This is a genomic window from Geobacillus sp. ZGt-1 (assembly GCF_001026865.1).
GTDB classification, from domain to species: domain Bacteria; phylum Bacillota; class Bacilli; order Bacillales; family Anoxybacillaceae; genus Geobacillus; species Geobacillus thermoleovorans.
Genome location: NZ_LDPD01000023.1, coordinates 112073 through 127902 on the forward strand (window position 1 = coordinate 112073; position 15830 = coordinate 127902).

General features: G+C 53.5%; 17 protein-coding genes and 1 pseudogene. 1 reads left to right on the forward strand and 17 read right to left on the reverse strand.

The features are described from left to right. Positions 1 to 138: 138 nt before the first annotated feature. The 8 genes and pseudogenes from spoIVA to VU18_RS09305 all read right to left on the reverse strand — a co-directional run bounded on the left by spoIVA (position 139) and on the right by VU18_RS09305 (position 7351). A complete protein-coding gene (gene spoIVA, locus VU18_RS09270; protein ID WP_011231701.1) occupies positions 139 to 1617 on the reverse strand; it encodes a stage IV sporulation protein A in 1479 nt (492 codons plus the stop codon). 156 nt (positions 1618 to 1773) lie between these two features. Next, positions 1774 to 2496, reverse strand: a complete 723-nt coding sequence (locus tag VU18_RS09275; protein WP_021321982.1) for a hypothetical protein — start codon at positions 2494 to 2496, stop codon at positions 1774 to 1776. 17 nt (positions 2497 to 2513) lie between these two features. After that, entirely contained in the window at positions 2514 to 2717 is a 204-nt protein-coding gene (locus VU18_RS09280; protein ID WP_011231703.1) for a DUF2768 domain-containing protein, read from the reverse strand. Positions 2718 to 2897: 180 nt separating this feature from the next. Continuing rightward, positions 2898 to 3932 carry an NAD(P)H-dependent glycerol-3-phosphate dehydrogenase gene (locus tag VU18_RS09285; RefSeq protein ID WP_011231704.1) on the reverse strand — a complete coding sequence of 345 codons (1035 nt, stop codon included), beginning with the start codon at positions 3930 to 3932 and terminating at the stop codon, positions 2898 to 2900. A gap of 209 nt (positions 3933 to 4141) precedes the next feature. Beyond that, positions 4142 to 5452 carry a ribosome biogenesis GTPase Der gene (gene der, locus VU18_RS09290; protein ID WP_021321981.1) on the reverse strand — a complete coding sequence of 437 codons (1311 nt, stop codon included), beginning with the start codon at positions 5450 to 5452 and terminating at the stop codon, positions 4142 to 4144. A 208-nt stretch (positions 5453 to 5660) separates the two neighbouring features. Continuing rightward, positions 5661 to 5846, reverse strand: coding sequence for a hypothetical protein (locus VU18_RS09295; protein WP_011231706.1), 186 nt, complete (start codon positions 5844 to 5846; stop codon positions 5661 to 5663). After that, positions 5836 to 6758, reverse strand: a pseudogene (locus tag VU18_RS09300) (YIEGIA family protein). The gene VU18_RS09295 and the pseudogene VU18_RS09300 overlap by 11 nt, the downstream one beginning before the upstream one ends. Further along, on the reverse strand, positions 6755 to 7351 hold the full coding sequence (locus VU18_RS09305; RefSeq protein ID WP_011231708.1) for a hypothetical protein: 597 nt from the start codon (positions 7349 to 7351) through the stop codon (positions 6755 to 6757). Before VU18_RS09305 ends, VU18_RS09300 begins: the two are co-directional and overlap by 4 nt. 125 nt (positions 7352 to 7476) lie before the next feature. Here VU18_RS09305 and VU18_RS17400 point away from each other — a divergent pair, with 125 nt between their 5' ends. Next, positions 7477 to 7611, forward strand: coding sequence for a YpzI family protein (locus tag VU18_RS17400; protein ID WP_013524139.1), 135 nt, complete (start codon positions 7477 to 7479; stop codon positions 7609 to 7611). Between the two features lie 358 nt (positions 7612 to 7969). Here VU18_RS17400 and rpsA read toward each other — a convergent pair whose 3' ends face one another. From rpsA to VU18_RS09350, 9 genes are all read right to left on the reverse strand, one after another. Then, entirely contained in the window at positions 7970 to 9133 is a 1164-nt protein-coding gene (gene rpsA / locus VU18_RS09310) for a 30S ribosomal protein S1 (protein ID WP_021321978.1), read from the reverse strand. Between the two features lie 179 nt (positions 9134 to 9312). Beyond that, the gene (locus VU18_RS09315) at positions 9313 to 9906 is read right to left on the reverse strand and encodes a 1-acyl-sn-glycerol-3-phosphate acyltransferase (protein ID WP_011231710.1); all 594 of its coding nucleotides are present in this window, start codon (positions 9904 to 9906) and stop codon (positions 9313 to 9315) included. Then, on the reverse strand, positions 9903 to 10577 hold the full coding sequence (cmk, locus tag VU18_RS09320) for a (d)CMP kinase (protein ID WP_011231711.1): 675 nt from the start codon (positions 10575 to 10577) through the stop codon (positions 9903 to 9905). Before cmk ends, VU18_RS09315 begins: the two co-directional genes overlap by 4 nt. A gap of 99 nt (positions 10578 to 10676) precedes the next feature. Next, the gene (locus VU18_RS09325; RefSeq protein ID WP_011231712.1) at positions 10677 to 10856 is read right to left on the reverse strand and encodes a YpfB family protein; all 180 of its coding nucleotides are present in this window, start codon (positions 10854 to 10856) and stop codon (positions 10677 to 10679) included. Positions 10857 to 10909: 53 nt separating this feature from the next. Beyond that, positions 10910 to 11578, reverse strand: a complete 669-nt coding sequence (locus tag VU18_RS09330) for a flagellar brake protein (RefSeq protein WP_014196211.1) — start codon at positions 11576 to 11578, stop codon at positions 10910 to 10912. 153 nt (positions 11579 to 11731) lie between these two features. Then, a complete protein-coding gene (gene ypeB, locus VU18_RS09335) occupies positions 11732 to 13075 on the reverse strand; it encodes a germination protein YpeB (RefSeq protein ID WP_047758032.1) in 1344 nt (447 codons plus the stop codon). Between the two features lie 15 nt (positions 13076 to 13090). Next, entirely contained in the window at positions 13091 to 13885 is a 795-nt protein-coding gene (gene sleB, locus VU18_RS09340) for a spore cortex-lytic enzyme (RefSeq protein ID WP_011231715.1), read from the reverse strand. A gap of 91 nt (positions 13886 to 13976) precedes the next feature. Continuing rightward, positions 13977 to 14654 (reverse strand): glutamic-type intramembrane protease PrsW, encoded by a 678-nt coding sequence (gene prsW / locus VU18_RS09345; protein WP_012820744.1) that lies wholly within the window; start codon positions 14652 to 14654, stop codon positions 13977 to 13979. A gap of 88 nt (positions 14655 to 14742) precedes the next feature. Further along, positions 14743 to 15714, reverse strand: coding sequence for an asparaginase (locus tag VU18_RS09350; RefSeq protein ID WP_011231717.1), 972 nt, complete (start codon positions 15712 to 15714; stop codon positions 14743 to 14745). Between the last annotated feature and the right edge of the window lie 116 nt (positions 15715 to 15830).

Genomic DNA, 15830 nt, shown 5'->3' on the forward strand with positions numbered 1-15830 from the left:
GCGCGGCCTCCGCTTTTCTTTCTGTCTAGCTGCGGCCGCTAGCTCCCTTCCGCAAAATAACCTCCGCCCTCGAAGTGCAAGCACTTCTGCGGGCGGAGAACATTTTGCCTCGGGAGCTTGCGCGCGGCCTCCGCTTTTCTATAAAATAATCGCGATGAGGCCGCCGGAGCCTTCGTTGATGATGCGCTCAAGCGTTTCTTTCAGCTTGTAGCGGGCGTTTTCCGGCATGAGCGCAAGTTTCGCTTGGATGCCTTCACGGACGATGGAGCTGAGCGAGCGGCCGAAAATGTCAGAGTTCCAAATCGACAGCGGATCGTCTTCGAAGTCTTGCATTAAATAGCGGACGAGCTCTTCGCTTTGCTTTTCCGTGCCAATGATCGGTGCAAACTCCGATTCGACGTCAACTTTGATCATATGAATCGACGGCGCAACGGCTTTCAAACGGACGCCAAAGCGCGACCCTTGGCGGATGATTTCCGGTTCGTCAAGACTCATGTCAGACAAAGCGGGCGCAGCGATGCCGTAGCCGGTTTGTTTGACCATTTTCAGCGCGTCGGCGATTTGGTCATATTCCGCTTTCGCATGGGCGAAGTCTTGCATGAGCTGAAGCAGATGGTCTTTGCCGCGAATCTCGACGCCGACGATTTCTTTTAAAATTTGATCGTACAGCTCATCCGGTGCATACAAGTCAATTTCGGCGATCCCTTGCCCCATTTCGATGCCGGCAAGCGCCGCTTTTTCGATGAAATCGTACTCGGCAAACTGCTGCACAACCCGGTCGACGTCGCGCAGCCGTTTGATGTCTTTGACGGTGTCGCGCACCGCTTCTTGATAGCTTTCGCGCAGCCAATGATCTTCGCGCAGCACCATCACCCAGCTCGGCAAGTTGACGTTCACTTCAAGCACCGGGAATTCATATAATGCTTCACGAAGCACGTTATACACGTCGGCTTCGCGCATGCTTTCCACGCTCATGGCGAGCACCGGAATGTCGTACTTTTCGGCGAGCTCGCGGCGAAGCGCCTCGGTTTCCGGATGGTGCGGCCGAACGGTGTTGACGATCATAATGAACGGCTTGCCGACTTCTTTGAGCTCGCTAATGACCCGTTCTTCCGCTTCGACATAGTCTTGGCGCGGAATTTCCCCGATCGTGCCGTCCGTCGTAATGACGACTCCAATCGTCGAATGTTCTTGGATGACTTTTCTTGTCCCGATTTCCGCCGCCTCTTGGAACGGGATCGGCTCTTCATACCAAGGCGTGTGGATCATCCGCGGCCCGTTTTCGTCTTCATACCCTTTTGCGCCGGGCACGGCGTAGCCGACGCAGTCGACAAGACGGATGTTGACTTCAAGCCCCTCATCCACTTTCACCGTCACCGCCTGGTTTGGCACGAACTTCGGTTCTGTCGTCATGATCGTCTTGCCGGCGGCGCTTTGCGGCAGTTCATCTTGGGCGCGCGCTTTATCGGCTTCGTTTTTAATGTTCGGAATCACGACCAACTCCATAAACCGTTTAATAAACGTCGATTTTCCGGTGCGGACGGCGCCGACGACCCCTAAATAAATGTCGCCGCCGGTCCGCTCGGCGATATCTTTAAAAATATCGACCTTTTCCAAATAACTCCCCTCCAGTCCTTCGGTCGTTATAAGAAACAGTGGAATGAGCTAGCATAGTCGGACACTATATGCATATGATGTTGTCCGATTCGGTTATGACTAAAATAGAAAAAATCCCTTCTCTAGAATGTATTTTCCTAGAGAAGGGAAGATGACTCATTTTGTAAAAAAAATCGGTTCATTCGTCTTGGCGTCGATCGTATAGGGCAACGAATACGCCGGCACAAACAGCGAATGGTCGGTCAAAATCGAGCGAATATCGTCACCCGGCTTGTAGTGGTGCGGATATTTTTTCAACGCCGCATACAAATCAGAACGGTAGTCAATGTAAATTTCTCCATTCCCGTCGATGACAAACGGCAAGTTGTTGCCGGAAAACGGGCTGACGACATAAGGCGGCTCTTTATAGCCGAGCTTTTTGTAATCGAGCGTAAATACGCCCGGCGCAACGACGTCTTGAAACGGCGGATATTTATGCTTGTCCGTGTACATGCTAAGCCGCAGCTTCAGATCACGGATGCGTTCGGCTAAGCGCAGATCAAGCAGCTTGACCGTCGGGTTCGTTTCCGCATCGATGATCATATACTGGAAGACGCCCCCGCTTTCATAGGCGTTTCCCGGCGGCTCCTGCATATAGCGGGGAACGAGCTTTTGAAAATCGACTGGATACTTCAAATACATCGGCGTGTTCATGTCGCGTGTTTTAATCGGCAGAAGCCCGCCGGTCGCCTTCCGGTACTCATCCACCGCCGATTGGACGGCCGCCACTTGGTCTTTGTAAGGAATTTGGTTTTGTTTCAGCCGCTCTTGTGGATACAAGCAGCCGGAAAGCAGCGCCAAACATATACATGACAACAACAAGCGAGCGATTCGTTTCATCTTTCCCACCTTTTTGCCTATTGCGGTGTCGGTCCGCTGAATACGACGAAAATGATGATGATGCCGGCGAAAATCAAAAGAATGTAGGCGACGAGCGCCAACAGAAAGCGAAGCCATTTCATCTTGACTTTGTAGCGGCTTAAGTAAATGAAGCCGACGGAAATAAACATAAACACCATCGAGGCGATGGCGATCCACATTTTCGCTAACGCCGGTGACATGGACGCTCCTCCTTTTTTTCGACAACTATAATTATAGCATTGGCAAAAAAAAGCTGAAGTAAAGCGGGGCTTTCTTTACTTCAGCATCCCCTCATACCCTTCCGGAAGCTCAAGCCGATGATGGTTCGCCATATTGTATGCAGAACGAAGACGACTTGTACCGCCATTGGCCTATTTTCATCATTCTTGTTCGGCAAAAATGTTGTTTAAGTCATCCATTTCCTCTTTTTTTCCGCGCGCCATGAGCGAATCGACCGCCTCTTTCGGGTCTTTTCCCGCAAACAATACGTCATAGAGAGCTTCGGTGATCGGCATCTTCACACCAAGCTCTTTCGCCAGCTCATAGGCGGCTTTTGTCGTTCGCACCCCTTCGACGACCATCCCCATGCTCTCAAGCACCTCGTCCAGCTTTTTTCCTTGGCCGAGCATGTAGCCGGCCCTCCAGTTGCGGGAATGGACGCTCGTGCACGTGACAATCAAATCGCCGACTCCCGTCAAACCAGCGAATGTCAACGGATTAGCGCCGAGGGCGCAGCCGAGGCGGGCAATCTCGGCGAGCCCGCGCGTGATGAGGGCCGCTTTGGCGTTATCCCCATAGCCAAGCCCGTCGCTGATTCCAGCGGCCAAGGCGATGATATTTTTCAGCGCCCCGCCGACTTCGACGCCGATTAAATCCGGGTTCGTATACACGCGAAAATAGTGATGGTTCATAAAGATGTCTTGAATGCGGCGCGCCGCTTCCATATTTGGCGACGATACCGCCACGGTCGTCGGGTGGCGGAGCACGACTTCCTCGGCATGGCTCGGCCCGGAGAGAACGACAACATCTGCAAGCCATTCCCCCATTTCCTCGGCGACCATTTCCGACACCCGCTTATGCGTCCCTGGTTCGATTCCTTTGCTGACGGCAACAATGGTGATCGGCTTGGCCAAGCAGGCGCGCACGTCCGCAAGCACCGAGCGGATCGCTTTAGTCGGCACGGCGAGCACAACGATCGCAACGCCGTCAAGCGCAGCGCAAAGGTCGTCATAGCCGATAATGGCGTCCGGCAGGCGAACGCCTGGCAAATATTTTTCATTTGTCCGCTTTTCGTTGATTTCGCTGATCTGCTCGGTCCGATGACCCCAGAGCCGGACGTGGTGCCCATTGTCAGCCAGCACGAGCGCCAACGCCGTTCCCCAGCTTCCAGCCCCCAATACGGCGATGTTCTCCATCGTTTTCCACTTCCTTTATCCGATTGTCGCAACCTTGAAAAATAGCAATCGCGCCGCCTCTTCGCTCCTGTTCGTCCGACTTTCGCGGCGGCGACACATGGCTTACGCTCCTGTGACACCACCCACACAGAACCAAGCTTTCCTTGGTTCGAGCCTCTTCGCCGGCCTCGCAACGCGTATCGCCGATGGGCGCGCGGCCTCCGCTTTTCTTATTTCCGCGGGCGGGCGATGATTTTAATCGGCGTGCCTTCAAAACCGAATGCATCGCGGATGCGGTTTTCCAAAAACCGTTCATATGAAAAATGCATCAGTTCCGGGTCGTTGACAAACGCGACAAACGTCGGCGGTTTGACGGCGACTTGCGTCATGTAATAAACTTTCAGACGCCGCCCGTTATGCGTCGGCGTCGGATTCATCGCCACCGCATCCATGATGACTTCATTGAGCACATTTGTCTTGACGCGCATCGCATGATTGTCGCTCACAAGCCGGACGAGCGGCAAGAGCTTATGCAGCCGCTGCTTCGTTTTCGCCGATACGAACAAAATCGGCGCATAGTCCAAAAACGGAAAATGATCGCGAATCTTCCGCTCAAATTCGACCATCGTTTTGTCGTCCTTTTCAATCGCATCCCATTTATTGACGACAAGAATGACACCGCGACCCGCTTCATGCGCGTATCCGGCGATTTTTTTGTCCTGCTCGATGATGCCTTCCTCAGCGTTTAACACAACAAGCACGACGTCCGAGCGCTCAATGGCCCTTAACGCGCGCAAGACGCTATATTTTTCCGTGCTTTCGTAAATTTTTCCTCGTTTGCGCATCCCTGCCGTATCAATGATAACATATTCCTGCCCTTCGCGCACAAACGAGGTGTCGACGGCGTCCCTCGTCGTACCGGCGATGTCGCTGACGATGACCCGCTCCTCACCTAAAATGGCGTTGACAAGCGACGATTTGCCGACATTCGGCCGGCCAATGAGGCAAAACTTAATGACGTCTTCTTCATACTCTTGTCCACCGCCCTTTGGAAAATGACGGACAACAGCATCAAGCAAATCGCCAAGCCCTGTCCCATGAGCTCCGGAAATCGGATACGGCTCCCCAAAGCCCAGAGCGTAAAAGTCGTAAATCAAATCACGCATTTCCGGATTGTCGATTTTGTTCACCGCGAGCACAACCGGCTTATTCGACCGGCGGAGCAGCTTGGCCACCTCTTCATCAGCCGCAGTCACACCGTCCCGGCCGTTCGTCATAAAGATGATGACATCCGCCTCATCGATGGCGATTTCCGCCTGCTGGCGAATTTGCACAAGCAGCGGCTCGTCGCCAATGTCAATGCCGCCGGTATCGATCAAATAAAACGAATGGTTCAGCCATTCGGCTCGGCTGTAAATGCGGTCGCGCGTCACTCCAGGCACGTCTTCGACGATGGAAATGCGTTCCCCGACAATGCGGTTGAAAATCGTCGATTTTCCTACATTTGGACGGCCGACAATGGCCACGACTGGATTTGCCATGCTACCACCCTTTATCTTCGTTTTCTCCTTACCTTTGTCGCTGAAAAAAAACGCCCTTTTCGGAAGGGCATCGGTCCATCAACGCCAAGGGCACTTGACTGCGAGGCTAGGAAGGAAATGACTTTTTACCAATCAAGTGCATCTTTTAGCGATGAACCAGGGTAGGCTACAACTGCTTTATTTTATCAAAAAGCGAAACGCTCAACAACTAATGTTTGACGATAATAAGAAGCCCCTCGCCCACTTCATGGGCGATGCCATCCAAAATCGCCTCTAAATTCGCGGCGATCTGTTCCATTTCCTCTTTCGTTTGGCAAATAAAGATCGGCGCACCGCCGGCGACGCGCCCGCCGTTCATCGTAATGACGGCCAAAATTATTTTTTCATGCGTCATCGCCGCTCCACCCCTTCCGCTTCCAACGCCGTTTCTTCGGCATGCGGATGGCGCTCTCAAGCACCGGCACGTTTTCGATGACAGCCTTCGCCTTCTCGACATCCTCGACTTGCGGCAAAATAAAAATGCCGACGCGTCCGTCATTCAAATCGCGCTTGGCGAGCGGCAATCGCGCTTGGCGAGCGGCACGAGCGCCGGCGTTCCCGAGTCGCGGTAAATGCCGAGGGCGGTCGATACATCATGCAAAATCGCCTGCCGCTGCCCAAGATTGGCGATCGTCGTGCGGGCGTTGAAATTTTTCGGCGTTAAAATAAACCCCATTCCATAGCGCAAAATTTCTTCGCGCCGCGCCGGCAAGCCGATGTTCATGATATAGATGTTGTCAACATACAGCCCTGCCCCTTCAAAATGCGGCTTGACATATTGGACCTCGGCAATGTCTTTCAGCCGGCTTCCGCTCATAAACCGCCGCGCCGTCATAAGGCCGATGATACTGGCGGCAAGCGCGGCCCAAATGTCCCATACTAAATAAAAGAGCGTCGATAAAAAGGAGACGAAAATGACTAAATAGTTCCGCCCTTCAAACACAATCGCGATGCCTTCGATGTATGTTTTTCCTCTCGGCACCAGCTCATACTGATCCAACTCGTTCAACGTATTGCGCTCCATATTGCGTACGTCGCGAAATTGTGAGGCGGCCAAGGCCAAAAACGTGATCGCTGCGAACTCTTTTTCCATAATCGCCGGCACGGCGACCGTTCCCAAGCCGGCGGCAATGGCCCCTAAGGCGATATGGATTGTCCGACCGTGCAAATACGTCGGGTATTGCCGGTAATCGGTGCGCAACAAATAAATCCGCGTCAACACCCCAGCGGCAACACCGTATAAAATCGGAAACGTGTATTCGTTCACGGCTGCCTCGTCCTCCTTACAGGCCGTTTTTCCTCAAGCTGCAGCGAGAAGAAGCGGATCGATTCCCAAACGAGCAAAGATGATGCGCTAATGGCGAGCGCATCCAAAAAGGAAAACGACCCAAGCACATAACCCGGCGCCATGCGCAAGATGGACATGGCGTACACCACTTCCCCTTGACAGCCGCCGAGCGCCAGACAAAGAAGGCGGGCGGATATGCGGCGGTGGAACAGACTGCTGATCAAGGCCATCCACCAGCCAAGCATCCATTGGCCATCAAGCCAAATCCAGACCGGATCAAACAAGGCAAGCAGACGAAAAGCGGCATAGGCAAACGCCAAGCCGGACGCTGACAGCGCCATCCGCAGCCATCCGCATGGCCGCTGTGTGACCGCCACGTAACAAGAGGAGAAAAAAAGCACAAAAAAGGACGCCGCCATATGAATGGGACTGATCTTCACCGTCATCGAGGCCGAACTGATCATGAAAAGCGAAAATGCAGCCAGCTTCGTCCGCTCGACGGTCTTTTTCATCAAAAATGTCGCTGCAATCCATAACGCCCAAAAAAAGAAATAAAAATAAGCTCCTTCCATCTTTTCCACTCCTTATTATGTTCATTATGTCATCTTTTATGAACGTTCATTCCCGTATAGAAAAAACAGCATTCGTTCATAGTAAAAATGATCGCTGTACCGAAGCAGAAAGGAGCCATGGCGAAATGGGAAAAGATCGACAGGAAAAAAAGCTGAAGCAATCGCGGCGCGTCGAGTCAGATCGAGATCAGTCCCTCTCCTATAAAGGAGCGGCTCGGCTCGACACGCCGGAGGAAGCGCGGGAACGGAACGAGCACTAAAAATGACGAAAGGCCTTTCTCTACAACCACTCTGTTCGTTTGATTCCAAAAAAACGGCATTTCCATTGCCAATGATGAAAAGCTAGCCGCGCCAATAAGGACGGCTAGCTTTCGTTTACGGCGAAAAAACGATTTCGAACGAAAAATGGTCTATTCTCCTCTATGTGTCAAGGATCTTCCTTAAAGATTGAACATTCGTTTTTCGGTGTAGTCTACCGCAACCTCCTTCCCGATGCAAAACAAACAACTTCTGTTGATGGCAGGTTCAACTAGATAGAACAAGGCATCAACTTTTGGCTAAACAAAAAACCCCACCTTGATGGCGGCTGCCACCAAAATGGGGTTGCTTCACAGTTCGTCATTTCAATTTTTTCAGCTGCTCGCCAATCACTTCGCCGAGCTGAAAGCCGCGCGTTTCCGACGTTCTTGTGTATTGGCTGTAATCCTCGGCCGGCGCGGCCGCCTCTTCCTCAAGCAGCGCGCGGATGCTGAGGGAAAGGCGGTGATCCGCTTCGTTGACGTCGAGCACTTTCGCCTTCACCACGTCGCCTTCTTTCAGCACTTCATGCGGCGAGCCGATGCGGCGGTTGGCGATTTGCGACACATGCACCAATCCTTCGACGCCTGGGAAGACTTCCACAAACGCGCCGAATGAAGCGAGCCGTTTCACCGTCCCGGTGACGACATCACCCGGTTTCACTTTTTCGCCGAGGCCTTCCCATGGGCCCGGCAGCGCTTCTTTGATCGACAGCGACAGGCGGCCTTGTTCCGGGTCGACAGCCAACACTTTCACTTTCACCGCATCGCCTTCTTTCACCACTTCCGACGGATGAGCGACGCGCGTATGGGAAAGCTGGGAAATATGTACGAGCCCATCAAACCCGCCGACATCGACAAAGACGCCGAAATCGGCAATGCGGCGGACGACGCCATCCAACACTTGCCCCGGCTCAAGGCGGGAGAGCAGTTCTTTTTGCTGCCGCGCTTGTTCTTCCTCAACGACCGCCCGATGCGACAAAATGACGCGGTTTTTCTCGCGGTCAAGCTCGACGACTTTCACGGCGAGCGTTTTTCCTTTATAATCGGAAAAATCTTCGACGTAATGCGGTTCGACAAGCGACGCCGGGATGAAGCCGCGCACTCCGACATCGGCGACAAGACCGCCTTTGACGATGTCTTTAATGACTGTTTCAAATGTTTCGCCGCTTGCAAATTTGCGCTCAAGATCTTCCCACGCCCGCTCGGCGTCCACCGCTCTTTTCGATAAAATGAGCAACCCTTCTTCCCCGTCTTTTCCTTCTTCCACTTTTTTGACTTTGGCCGTCACTTCATCGCCGACAGTGACGGCATCGCTCGGTTTTTCAATATGCAAGTTCGACAGCTCGCTGATCGGAATGATGCCGCTTTGCTTGCTGTTTTCCACCTCGACCAGCACTTGCTTGTCCTCAAGCTTCACCACTTTGCCGCGGACGATATCGCCCACTTCATACACATTGACTTGCACATTCATCTCTTCTGTCATCGCAAAAACCCTCCTTCATCGACTGACAACTGTCAAAAGCGCGCCTCGCGCCGAGGCCGCGGCCGGCTGTCGGCAAAATAAGGACGCTTTTCTAGTTAGTATACCATATTTTCTCAATCAACATGTACTATAATGCTCATTGAGGCGGCGGAAGGGATGCCTCGAACAGCATATTCCTTTCATGCTCGCTGATGCTCTTCCAGCAGCCGGCGGATATGATCCATAATGTAATCGGCCGCTTCTTCCGGGCTCGCTTTCCGCGCGCGCAGCGGCGCCATATCGATCGGCGCTCCGTACACAACCTTAAGCGGCACAAACGGACGGTACGGGCCGACAATGGCGCACGGGACAACGGCGGCCTCGGTGCGCAAAGCGAAAAAGCCAACGCCGGGCAGCGCCTTTTTCAGCCGGCCGTCTTTGCTGCGCGTCCCTTCCGGAAAAATGCCGAGCACTTCGCCTTGCTTCAGCACCTCAAGCCCCGTGCGCAGCGCCTGGCGGTCGTTCATGCCGCGCTTGACCGGAAAGGCATGCAAGCTTTTGACGAGCGTTTTCACGACCGGAGCACGAAACAGCTCTTCTTTCGCCATAAACCGAATCGGCCGCGGCGCCGTAATGCCGATGACCGGCGGATCTAGGTTGCTGATATGGTTGGCGCAAAGAAGCACGCCGCCTTCCTTTGGAAATTGTTCAATCCCGATCGTTTGAATGCGGTAAAAAGGGGTGAGCACTCCCTTGACGATCCCCTTGGCGAATGAATAAAAGTCCACCGTCATCCAATCCTTTCGTTGACAATCTCCATAATCCGCTCCACCACTTCCTCAACCGACAGCGATGTCGTATCGATTTCCACCGCATCCGGCGCCTTGCGAAGCGGCGCTGTCTCCCGTTCCGAATCGAGCCGGTCGCGGCGGGCGATCTCTTCTTTCAGCTTTTCAAGATCGGATGGAAAGCCGCGCGCGAGATTTTCCTCATGCCGGCGCCGCGCCCGCTCCTCGACCGAAGCTTTCAGGAAAATTTTTACTTCGGCGTTCGGCAGCACATGCGTTCCGATATCGCGCCCGTCCATGACGACGCCGCCCCCTTCCGCCAAGGCACGTTGGCGGGCGACCATCTCCTCGCGCACAAGCGGATGCTTCGCAACAAGCGACACCGCATTCGTCACCGCCTCACCGCGGATGATGTCGGTCACATCGTCGCCATTGACTAGGACGATCTGTCCATGCGGCGACGGTTTCAACTCAATCGATGTATCGCGAAGCAGCGACAGGAGCGCCTGCTCATCATGGATGTCGACGCCGCATGCAAGCGCCCGGTACGTCAGCGCGCGATACATGGCGCCGGTATCGATGTATACGTAGGAAAGCCGCTCAGCGATCCGTTTGGCGACCGTGCTTTTCCCCGCCGCGGCGGGTCCGTCGATTGCGATGCTGATTCGTCGTTTCATCATTTCCTCCTAGCTTTACCGAAAATCGCTTGATGAGTGCACAAAGAAAAATGCAGGAAAACCCTGCATGTCTCCATGTTCATTGTACCATATCCGCCGTCAACGGTCGACGGCCGTTTCAACTGTTTTCGTTTTTTCTGGCTTGGCTACACCTTCGTATTCATACACCTTGCCGATATACAACGCCGCTGGCGTGTACAACACAAGCCATTGGGCGATCAACAGGCAAATCGTCTGGATGACGACAAGCTTCCACAACAGCTGTTCGATCCGTTTCATGGCGCAAGCCTCCTGCTTTCCCATTTTTTCTAGCAGTATTCCACGCGCCCAGCTCATTTATTCTGTTCGTTCTCCCATTTTCTCTCCTCAAGCTGCCGTTCAAAGCTGTAGCGAATGAGCCGAACGCGGTCTTGGGGGGCGAGGTTTGTGAACTCCACCGACATTTTCGCCATGCCGCGTTCGTCATCAGCCATGCGCACAATCGACGCCTTCGTTTGCACGTAATGGTATTCGCCGGAGCGCATCGCCAACACGAGCCAAAGCTCGACCGCCATGCCGGGGCGAAGAAGCGGAGCGTGCGCCGGCGGCACAAGGAGGGCGGCACCGCCGGCGCTGATATCCACCGTCATCGTCACAAACGGAGCGAACTCGCTGTCAGACGGATGGACGGCCGCATCGACATTGGCTTTCACCCGTACATAACGGCGGCGCTGGATGCGCACGACGTATTCCTCGCCCGGGTAAGCCAAGACGACCATCGGCAACGGATCGCGGATTTTCCCCTTCACTTCGGTATCAAACATGTATAAACCGCCGTCTTGCCCGACAAAAGTCGCTTTAAACTGCATCCCGTTCAACAAATAGACGGTTTTTCCGCTCTGTTCATCGATCGGATAGCTGATATGAACCGCCCCGTCAGCAACAGCGAGCGCTTTGCTTCGGTATTGCCGCGCTGAGCCGTCCGACGGCTCAAGCCGGATCGAATCTCCGATTTTGATCATCATGTTTCCTTTTCTCCTTTTCAGTCAGCTGCCGAACCGGCGATCGTTTCGCTGACCCGCATGATGTCCCATGACGATTATACCATACCGCCCGACTGCCTTTGACCAAAAAAAGAGGAAAAGCCGACAGCGCCAGCTTTTCCTCCCTTGTTTTCATCTGTAATTCGGCTCCACGCTTTCGAGCTTCTCGACTTTTTCTTCAAGGCCGGTTGCGGCGTTAATGAACAGTTGATACGTTTCATCGCCAAGCGTTCCTAAAAACTCATAGCAAAGCACCGGTTTTTGCAAATCGTTCATAATGACCGCCTGGCGCTCTTCCATCACTTTCAAATGTGGGTTTAACTTTTTCTTCGCCGCCTCGACGGTGAGCGTCGGTTTGGGCAACGGACGCGGAATGGACGATGACAAATAGTCGCGCGCCGTAAAGCCGACGACATGGCCGTTGTCAAGCGCCACTTTCATTTGGATCGCTTCCGGGTAAATGCGGACGCCGTTTTCGCTTTTGACAAACGTCAGCACGGCGACATTATCGTATTGCGTGCTGTCGTACAACTCAAAGCCGGTGAATTGATGCCGTCGCAAAAACGCCATCCCACGGTTGGCCGCCTCATGCAAGCTGACCTTCGGCTTGCCGATTGGCCGGCTGTTTAACGCCCAAATCGGATATCCGCCGTTTTTCGTCACATCCATATAAATGTCGCCCTTTGTTTTCGGATCGTGAATCGTTAAACTGTAAAAACGCTCATCCGCCCCATTGCCGCTGTCCGTCACCTTGATTTTCTCTGTTCCTTTTAAGCCGAGAAACTCGCGGGCGATCCGTTTCGCCTCGTCTTTGGAAATCGGGCGCCCTTTCGCGCGGACAAAGCCTTTTTCCTCGTTGGCGAGGCCGATGAACGACGGGCCGAACTCGGACGAACTTGAGAATGTATCAACATTTTTCTCCACCGCTTTTAAGCCGTCAATAATGATGTTGTCGCCTTTCTCGTCGTTCGTCGCCAGCGCCAGTTCGACGTCCATCCAGCGCAAATTGTTTTCCAGCACTAAATGCTGCACGTTGCGCAATTCTTGGCGGATCGCGCCGGCGCTTTTGTACAGCGCCTCGAGCGTCTTGTGCTCTTCTTCGGTCAACGGCTCTTTTTCCAAATCGCGCACGGCCGTCCGGTAGCTGAACTCGCCGATTTTCGATAAAAACTCTTGCGTCTTGTTAAACGGCAAAAGCGACAGCGGCAGTTGGCCGACATCGGAATGGGCTTCAGATGCGATTTTCCACACTTCGGCGAGCGCCGGCGACAATGAGGCGTGCGAATTCATCGCCAGCGTCGCTCCAAGCTTGTCATGCAGCAAATCGATCTGGTAGGCCAAATCGTGGAACGCGCGCTGGTAATTGTTTTCCGCATGAATTAAGATCGCGTTTTTTTCCTGATGCTCCCGGTAGCCCCAGTAACCAGTGCCGACGACAGCGACGACAAGCGCTGCAATCAGTAAGTTTCGCACCATCTCGTCTCCCTCCTTTTATTTGCAAAAAATATGGTTTCCAATCCGCTTGATTTGCGGGCGGCTCCAAATCCAAGCGCTCGTCGCCGTGGCTGGGTTAAAGTAGTAAATCGCTCCGCCGGTTGGGTCCCAGCCGTTGATCGCATCAAGCACCGCTTTTTTCGCCGTTTCATTCGGCGTCAGCCAAATTTGCCCATCGGCGACCGCGGTAAACGCGCCTGGCTGAAAGATCACCCCGGCGACCGTATCCGGAAACGACGGATGCTCCAGCCGATTTAAAATAACGGCGGCAACCGCCACTTGTCCGATGTACGGCTCCCCGCGCGCTTCCCCGTAAACGGCGTTTGCCATCAGCCGAATATCGTTTTGCGAAAACCCTTTCGGCACGTTCGACGCCGTCGTTTTCGCTGCCCGCGACGATCCTCCGCCGCGTTTTTTCACCTGCTGGCTGAGCGGAATGCCGCCGTAATGGGTGAAATCGTTTCCTTGGCGGATTTGCTCTTTCACAAACTGCTCGTAATATTTTGAAGCGTTCACAAGCTTCCGTTTTGTCTCCGATCCGGCTAGTCCATCGACCGGCAAGCCGTATTCGTATTGGAAATTGCGCAGCGCCCAATACGTTCGCCAGCCAAACACGCCGTCAATTTTGCCGTTGTAAAACCCAAGGTATTGCAGCCGCGCCTGCAGTTCAATGACATCATCGCCAACTGCTCCACGCTGAATCACTTGCGGGGAAAACGCGAAAGCATGGCCTGATGGGTAAATGCACGTCCAAACAGCCAATGCGATGAATAGAACCCATTTTCTTGCCATATGTGAACCTCCCGTCAACACTCACCGTTTTTACCCCTATTTTCCTTCCGTTTCCCCTTTTTTATGCGAAAAAAAGAAAAAGCCAAAGCTTTTACGCTTGGCTTTTCACAGGCGGCACCGCTTGAGGGCGGGCGTATCCTTTCGCTTGTTTTACTTTGCGCAACGCCGCCCACCATAAGGCGAGCATAAACAACCCCATGTAATAGCCCCATCGCTCTTTGGCGAGCAACAGCCAGTCATAGACGCCATGAAGGAAAAACGGCAACAAAAACGACGCCCATAAATAATAGCGGCGCTTTTTTACGGCAAACTTCGCCTTGCCGAAATAAAACCCCATGATGACGGAAAAGAGCGCATGACTGGACACCGGCAAAAGCGCACGGGCAATGGCCGTCTCCACTCCGTTGGCCAACAAGTACAAAATGTTTTCCAGCGTCGCGAACCCAAGCGAGACGCTGGCGCTGTACACAATGCCGTCATACGGCTCGTCAAATTCGTCGTGGTCATACACAAAAAAATAAACGACAAACCATTTGACAAACTCCTCAAGGAGCGCAGCGGAAAGAAACGCCTCGGCTGCCGGCGACGCGACGATCCCTTCTGCCGCCAGCACGTATTGGATGAACATGATCGGAAACACAAGCAAGACGCCGAACAAAAACATGCGCAACACAAACGAAAGCGGCTCAGCCTCATACTCGTCCTTTAAATAAAAATAACTAAGCAGCGCCACCCCGGGGGCGACGCCGGCGGAAATCAACGAAAACATCCTCGATCCCCGTTTCTTTGGCATTTTTAACTTCATCGTACCACGAAACAGGGGAGAAAAAAAGAGGAATTGCTGGGCCGCTTGTTGCCTAATAAGCGAACAAGCCATCAACGGCGGCGTCGGCAGCAAGAGCGACAGCGAGCTTGATGCGCGCCTTTTTCGCATCGTAGTCGCTGCCAAGAATAACCCCTTTCTTATGCAAATCGTAGGCGCTGCCGGGGTAATCGTACGTTGTATACACCGCCCCTTCCTCGGCGCTCGTCGTCACAACGACTTTGATCCCCGCTTCGATGGCTTTGACGATTTCATCGACCATTTTTGGCGCCACTTGCCCGCGGCCGACCCCTTCGAGCACAATGCCAGCGACGCCGCTTTCTCGAGCCGCTTTAATGAACTTGCCGTCCGCCTCCAAGTAGCATTTCACAATGTCCACCGGCGGAAGCGGGCGCACAAGCTTGTAATATTCGCGTCGGATCGGCTTTTGGTACACGTACACCTCATCGTTGTCAATGATGCCTAAATAGCCGAAGCCGAAAGCGTTGAATCCTTGAATGTTCGAGGCGTGTTCTTTTTTCACGTATTTCGCGGCAAAAATGCGTTCATTGAACACAACGACCGCCCCCGCCCCACGCAACGACTCGGCGCACGCGGCGTAAATGGCATGGCGGATGTTGATGTACACATCGCTGCCCAAATCAGACGGCGCCCGCTGCGAACCGGTGACGACGATCGTCCGCGGGTCATCGATCGTCAAATCAAGGAAATAGGCCGTTTCTTCGAGCGCATCGGTTCCGTGAGTGACGACGATGCCATCAACGGATGGATCGGTGAAATGCGCCTCAATCCGTTTTTTCAGCTCAAGCCAATGCGAAAACGTCAAATGCATGCTTGGCAATTGAAATACGCTTTCCACGATGATTTCAATTTCTTTCGGCAAATGGCACATCGCCGCAAGTTCTTCACCGCTTAGCGCCCCGGCCCGCAGGCGGCCGGAGCGTTCGTTTCGCTTGCTCGCAATCGTGCCGCCGGTTGTCAGGAGCACCACTTTCCGTTTCGTCACGCAAGCCACCCTCGCTTTCTCGCTTTAGCATCATTACACGAATGTTGATTATCCATTATTTTACTAAAAAACAAAGAATGGTATGGCTGAACACACGCTTTTCTGCCTCTTCCCTC

Coding starts and splice junctions, on each gene's coding strand:
- VU18_RS09275 (WP_021321982.1), bottom strand. CDS start 2,496: ATGAAACGAATCGCTCGCTTGTTGTTGTCATGTATATGTTTGGCGCTG.
- VU18_RS09280 (WP_011231703.1), bottom strand. CDS start 2,717: ATGTCACCGGCGTTAGCGAAAATGTGGATCGCCATCGCCTCGATGGTG.
- VU18_RS09285 (WP_011231704.1), bottom strand. CDS start 3,932: ATGGAGAACATCGCCGTATTGGGGGCTGGAAGCTGGGGAACGGCGTTG.
- der (WP_021321981.1), bottom strand. CDS start 5,452: ATGGCAAATCCAGTCGTGGCCATTGTCGGCCGTCCAAATGTAGGAAAA.
- VU18_RS09295 (WP_011231706.1), bottom strand. CDS start 5,846: ATGACGCATGAAAAAATAATTTTGGCCGTCATTACGATGAACGGCGGG.
- VU18_RS09305 (WP_011231708.1), bottom strand. CDS start 7,351: ATGGAAGGAGCTTATTTTTATTTCTTTTTTTGGGCGTTATGGATTGCA.
- VU18_RS17400 (WP_013524139.1), top strand. CDS start 7,477: ATGGGAAAAGATCGACAGGAAAAAAAGCTGAAGCAATCGCGGCGCGTC.
- rpsA (WP_021321978.1), bottom strand. CDS start 9,133: ATGACAGAAGAGATGAATGTGCAAGTCAATGTGTATGAAGTGGGCGAT.
- VU18_RS09315 (WP_011231710.1), bottom strand. CDS start 9,906: ATGACGGTGGACTTTTATTCATTCGCCAAGGGGATCGTCAAGGGAGTG.
- cmk (WP_011231711.1), bottom strand. CDS start 10,577: ATGAAACGACGAATCAGCATCGCAATCGACGGACCCGCCGCGGCGGGG.
- VU18_RS09325 (WP_011231712.1), bottom strand. CDS start 10,856: ATGAAACGGATCGAACAGCTGTTGTGGAAGCTTGTCGTCATCCAGACG.
- VU18_RS09330 (WP_014196211.1), bottom strand. CDS start 11,578: ATGATCAAAATCGGAGATTCGATCCGGCTTGAGCCGTCGGACGGCTCA.
- ypeB (WP_047758032.1), bottom strand. CDS start 13,075: ATGGTGCGAAACTTACTGATTGCAGCGCTTGTCGTCGCTGTCGTCGGC.
- sleB (WP_011231715.1), bottom strand. CDS start 13,885: ATGGCAAGAAAATGGGTTCTATTCATCGCATTGGCTGTTTGGACGTGC.
- prsW (WP_012820744.1), bottom strand. CDS start 14,654: ATGTTTTCGTTGATTTCCGCCGGCGTCGCCCCCGGGGTGGCGCTGCTT.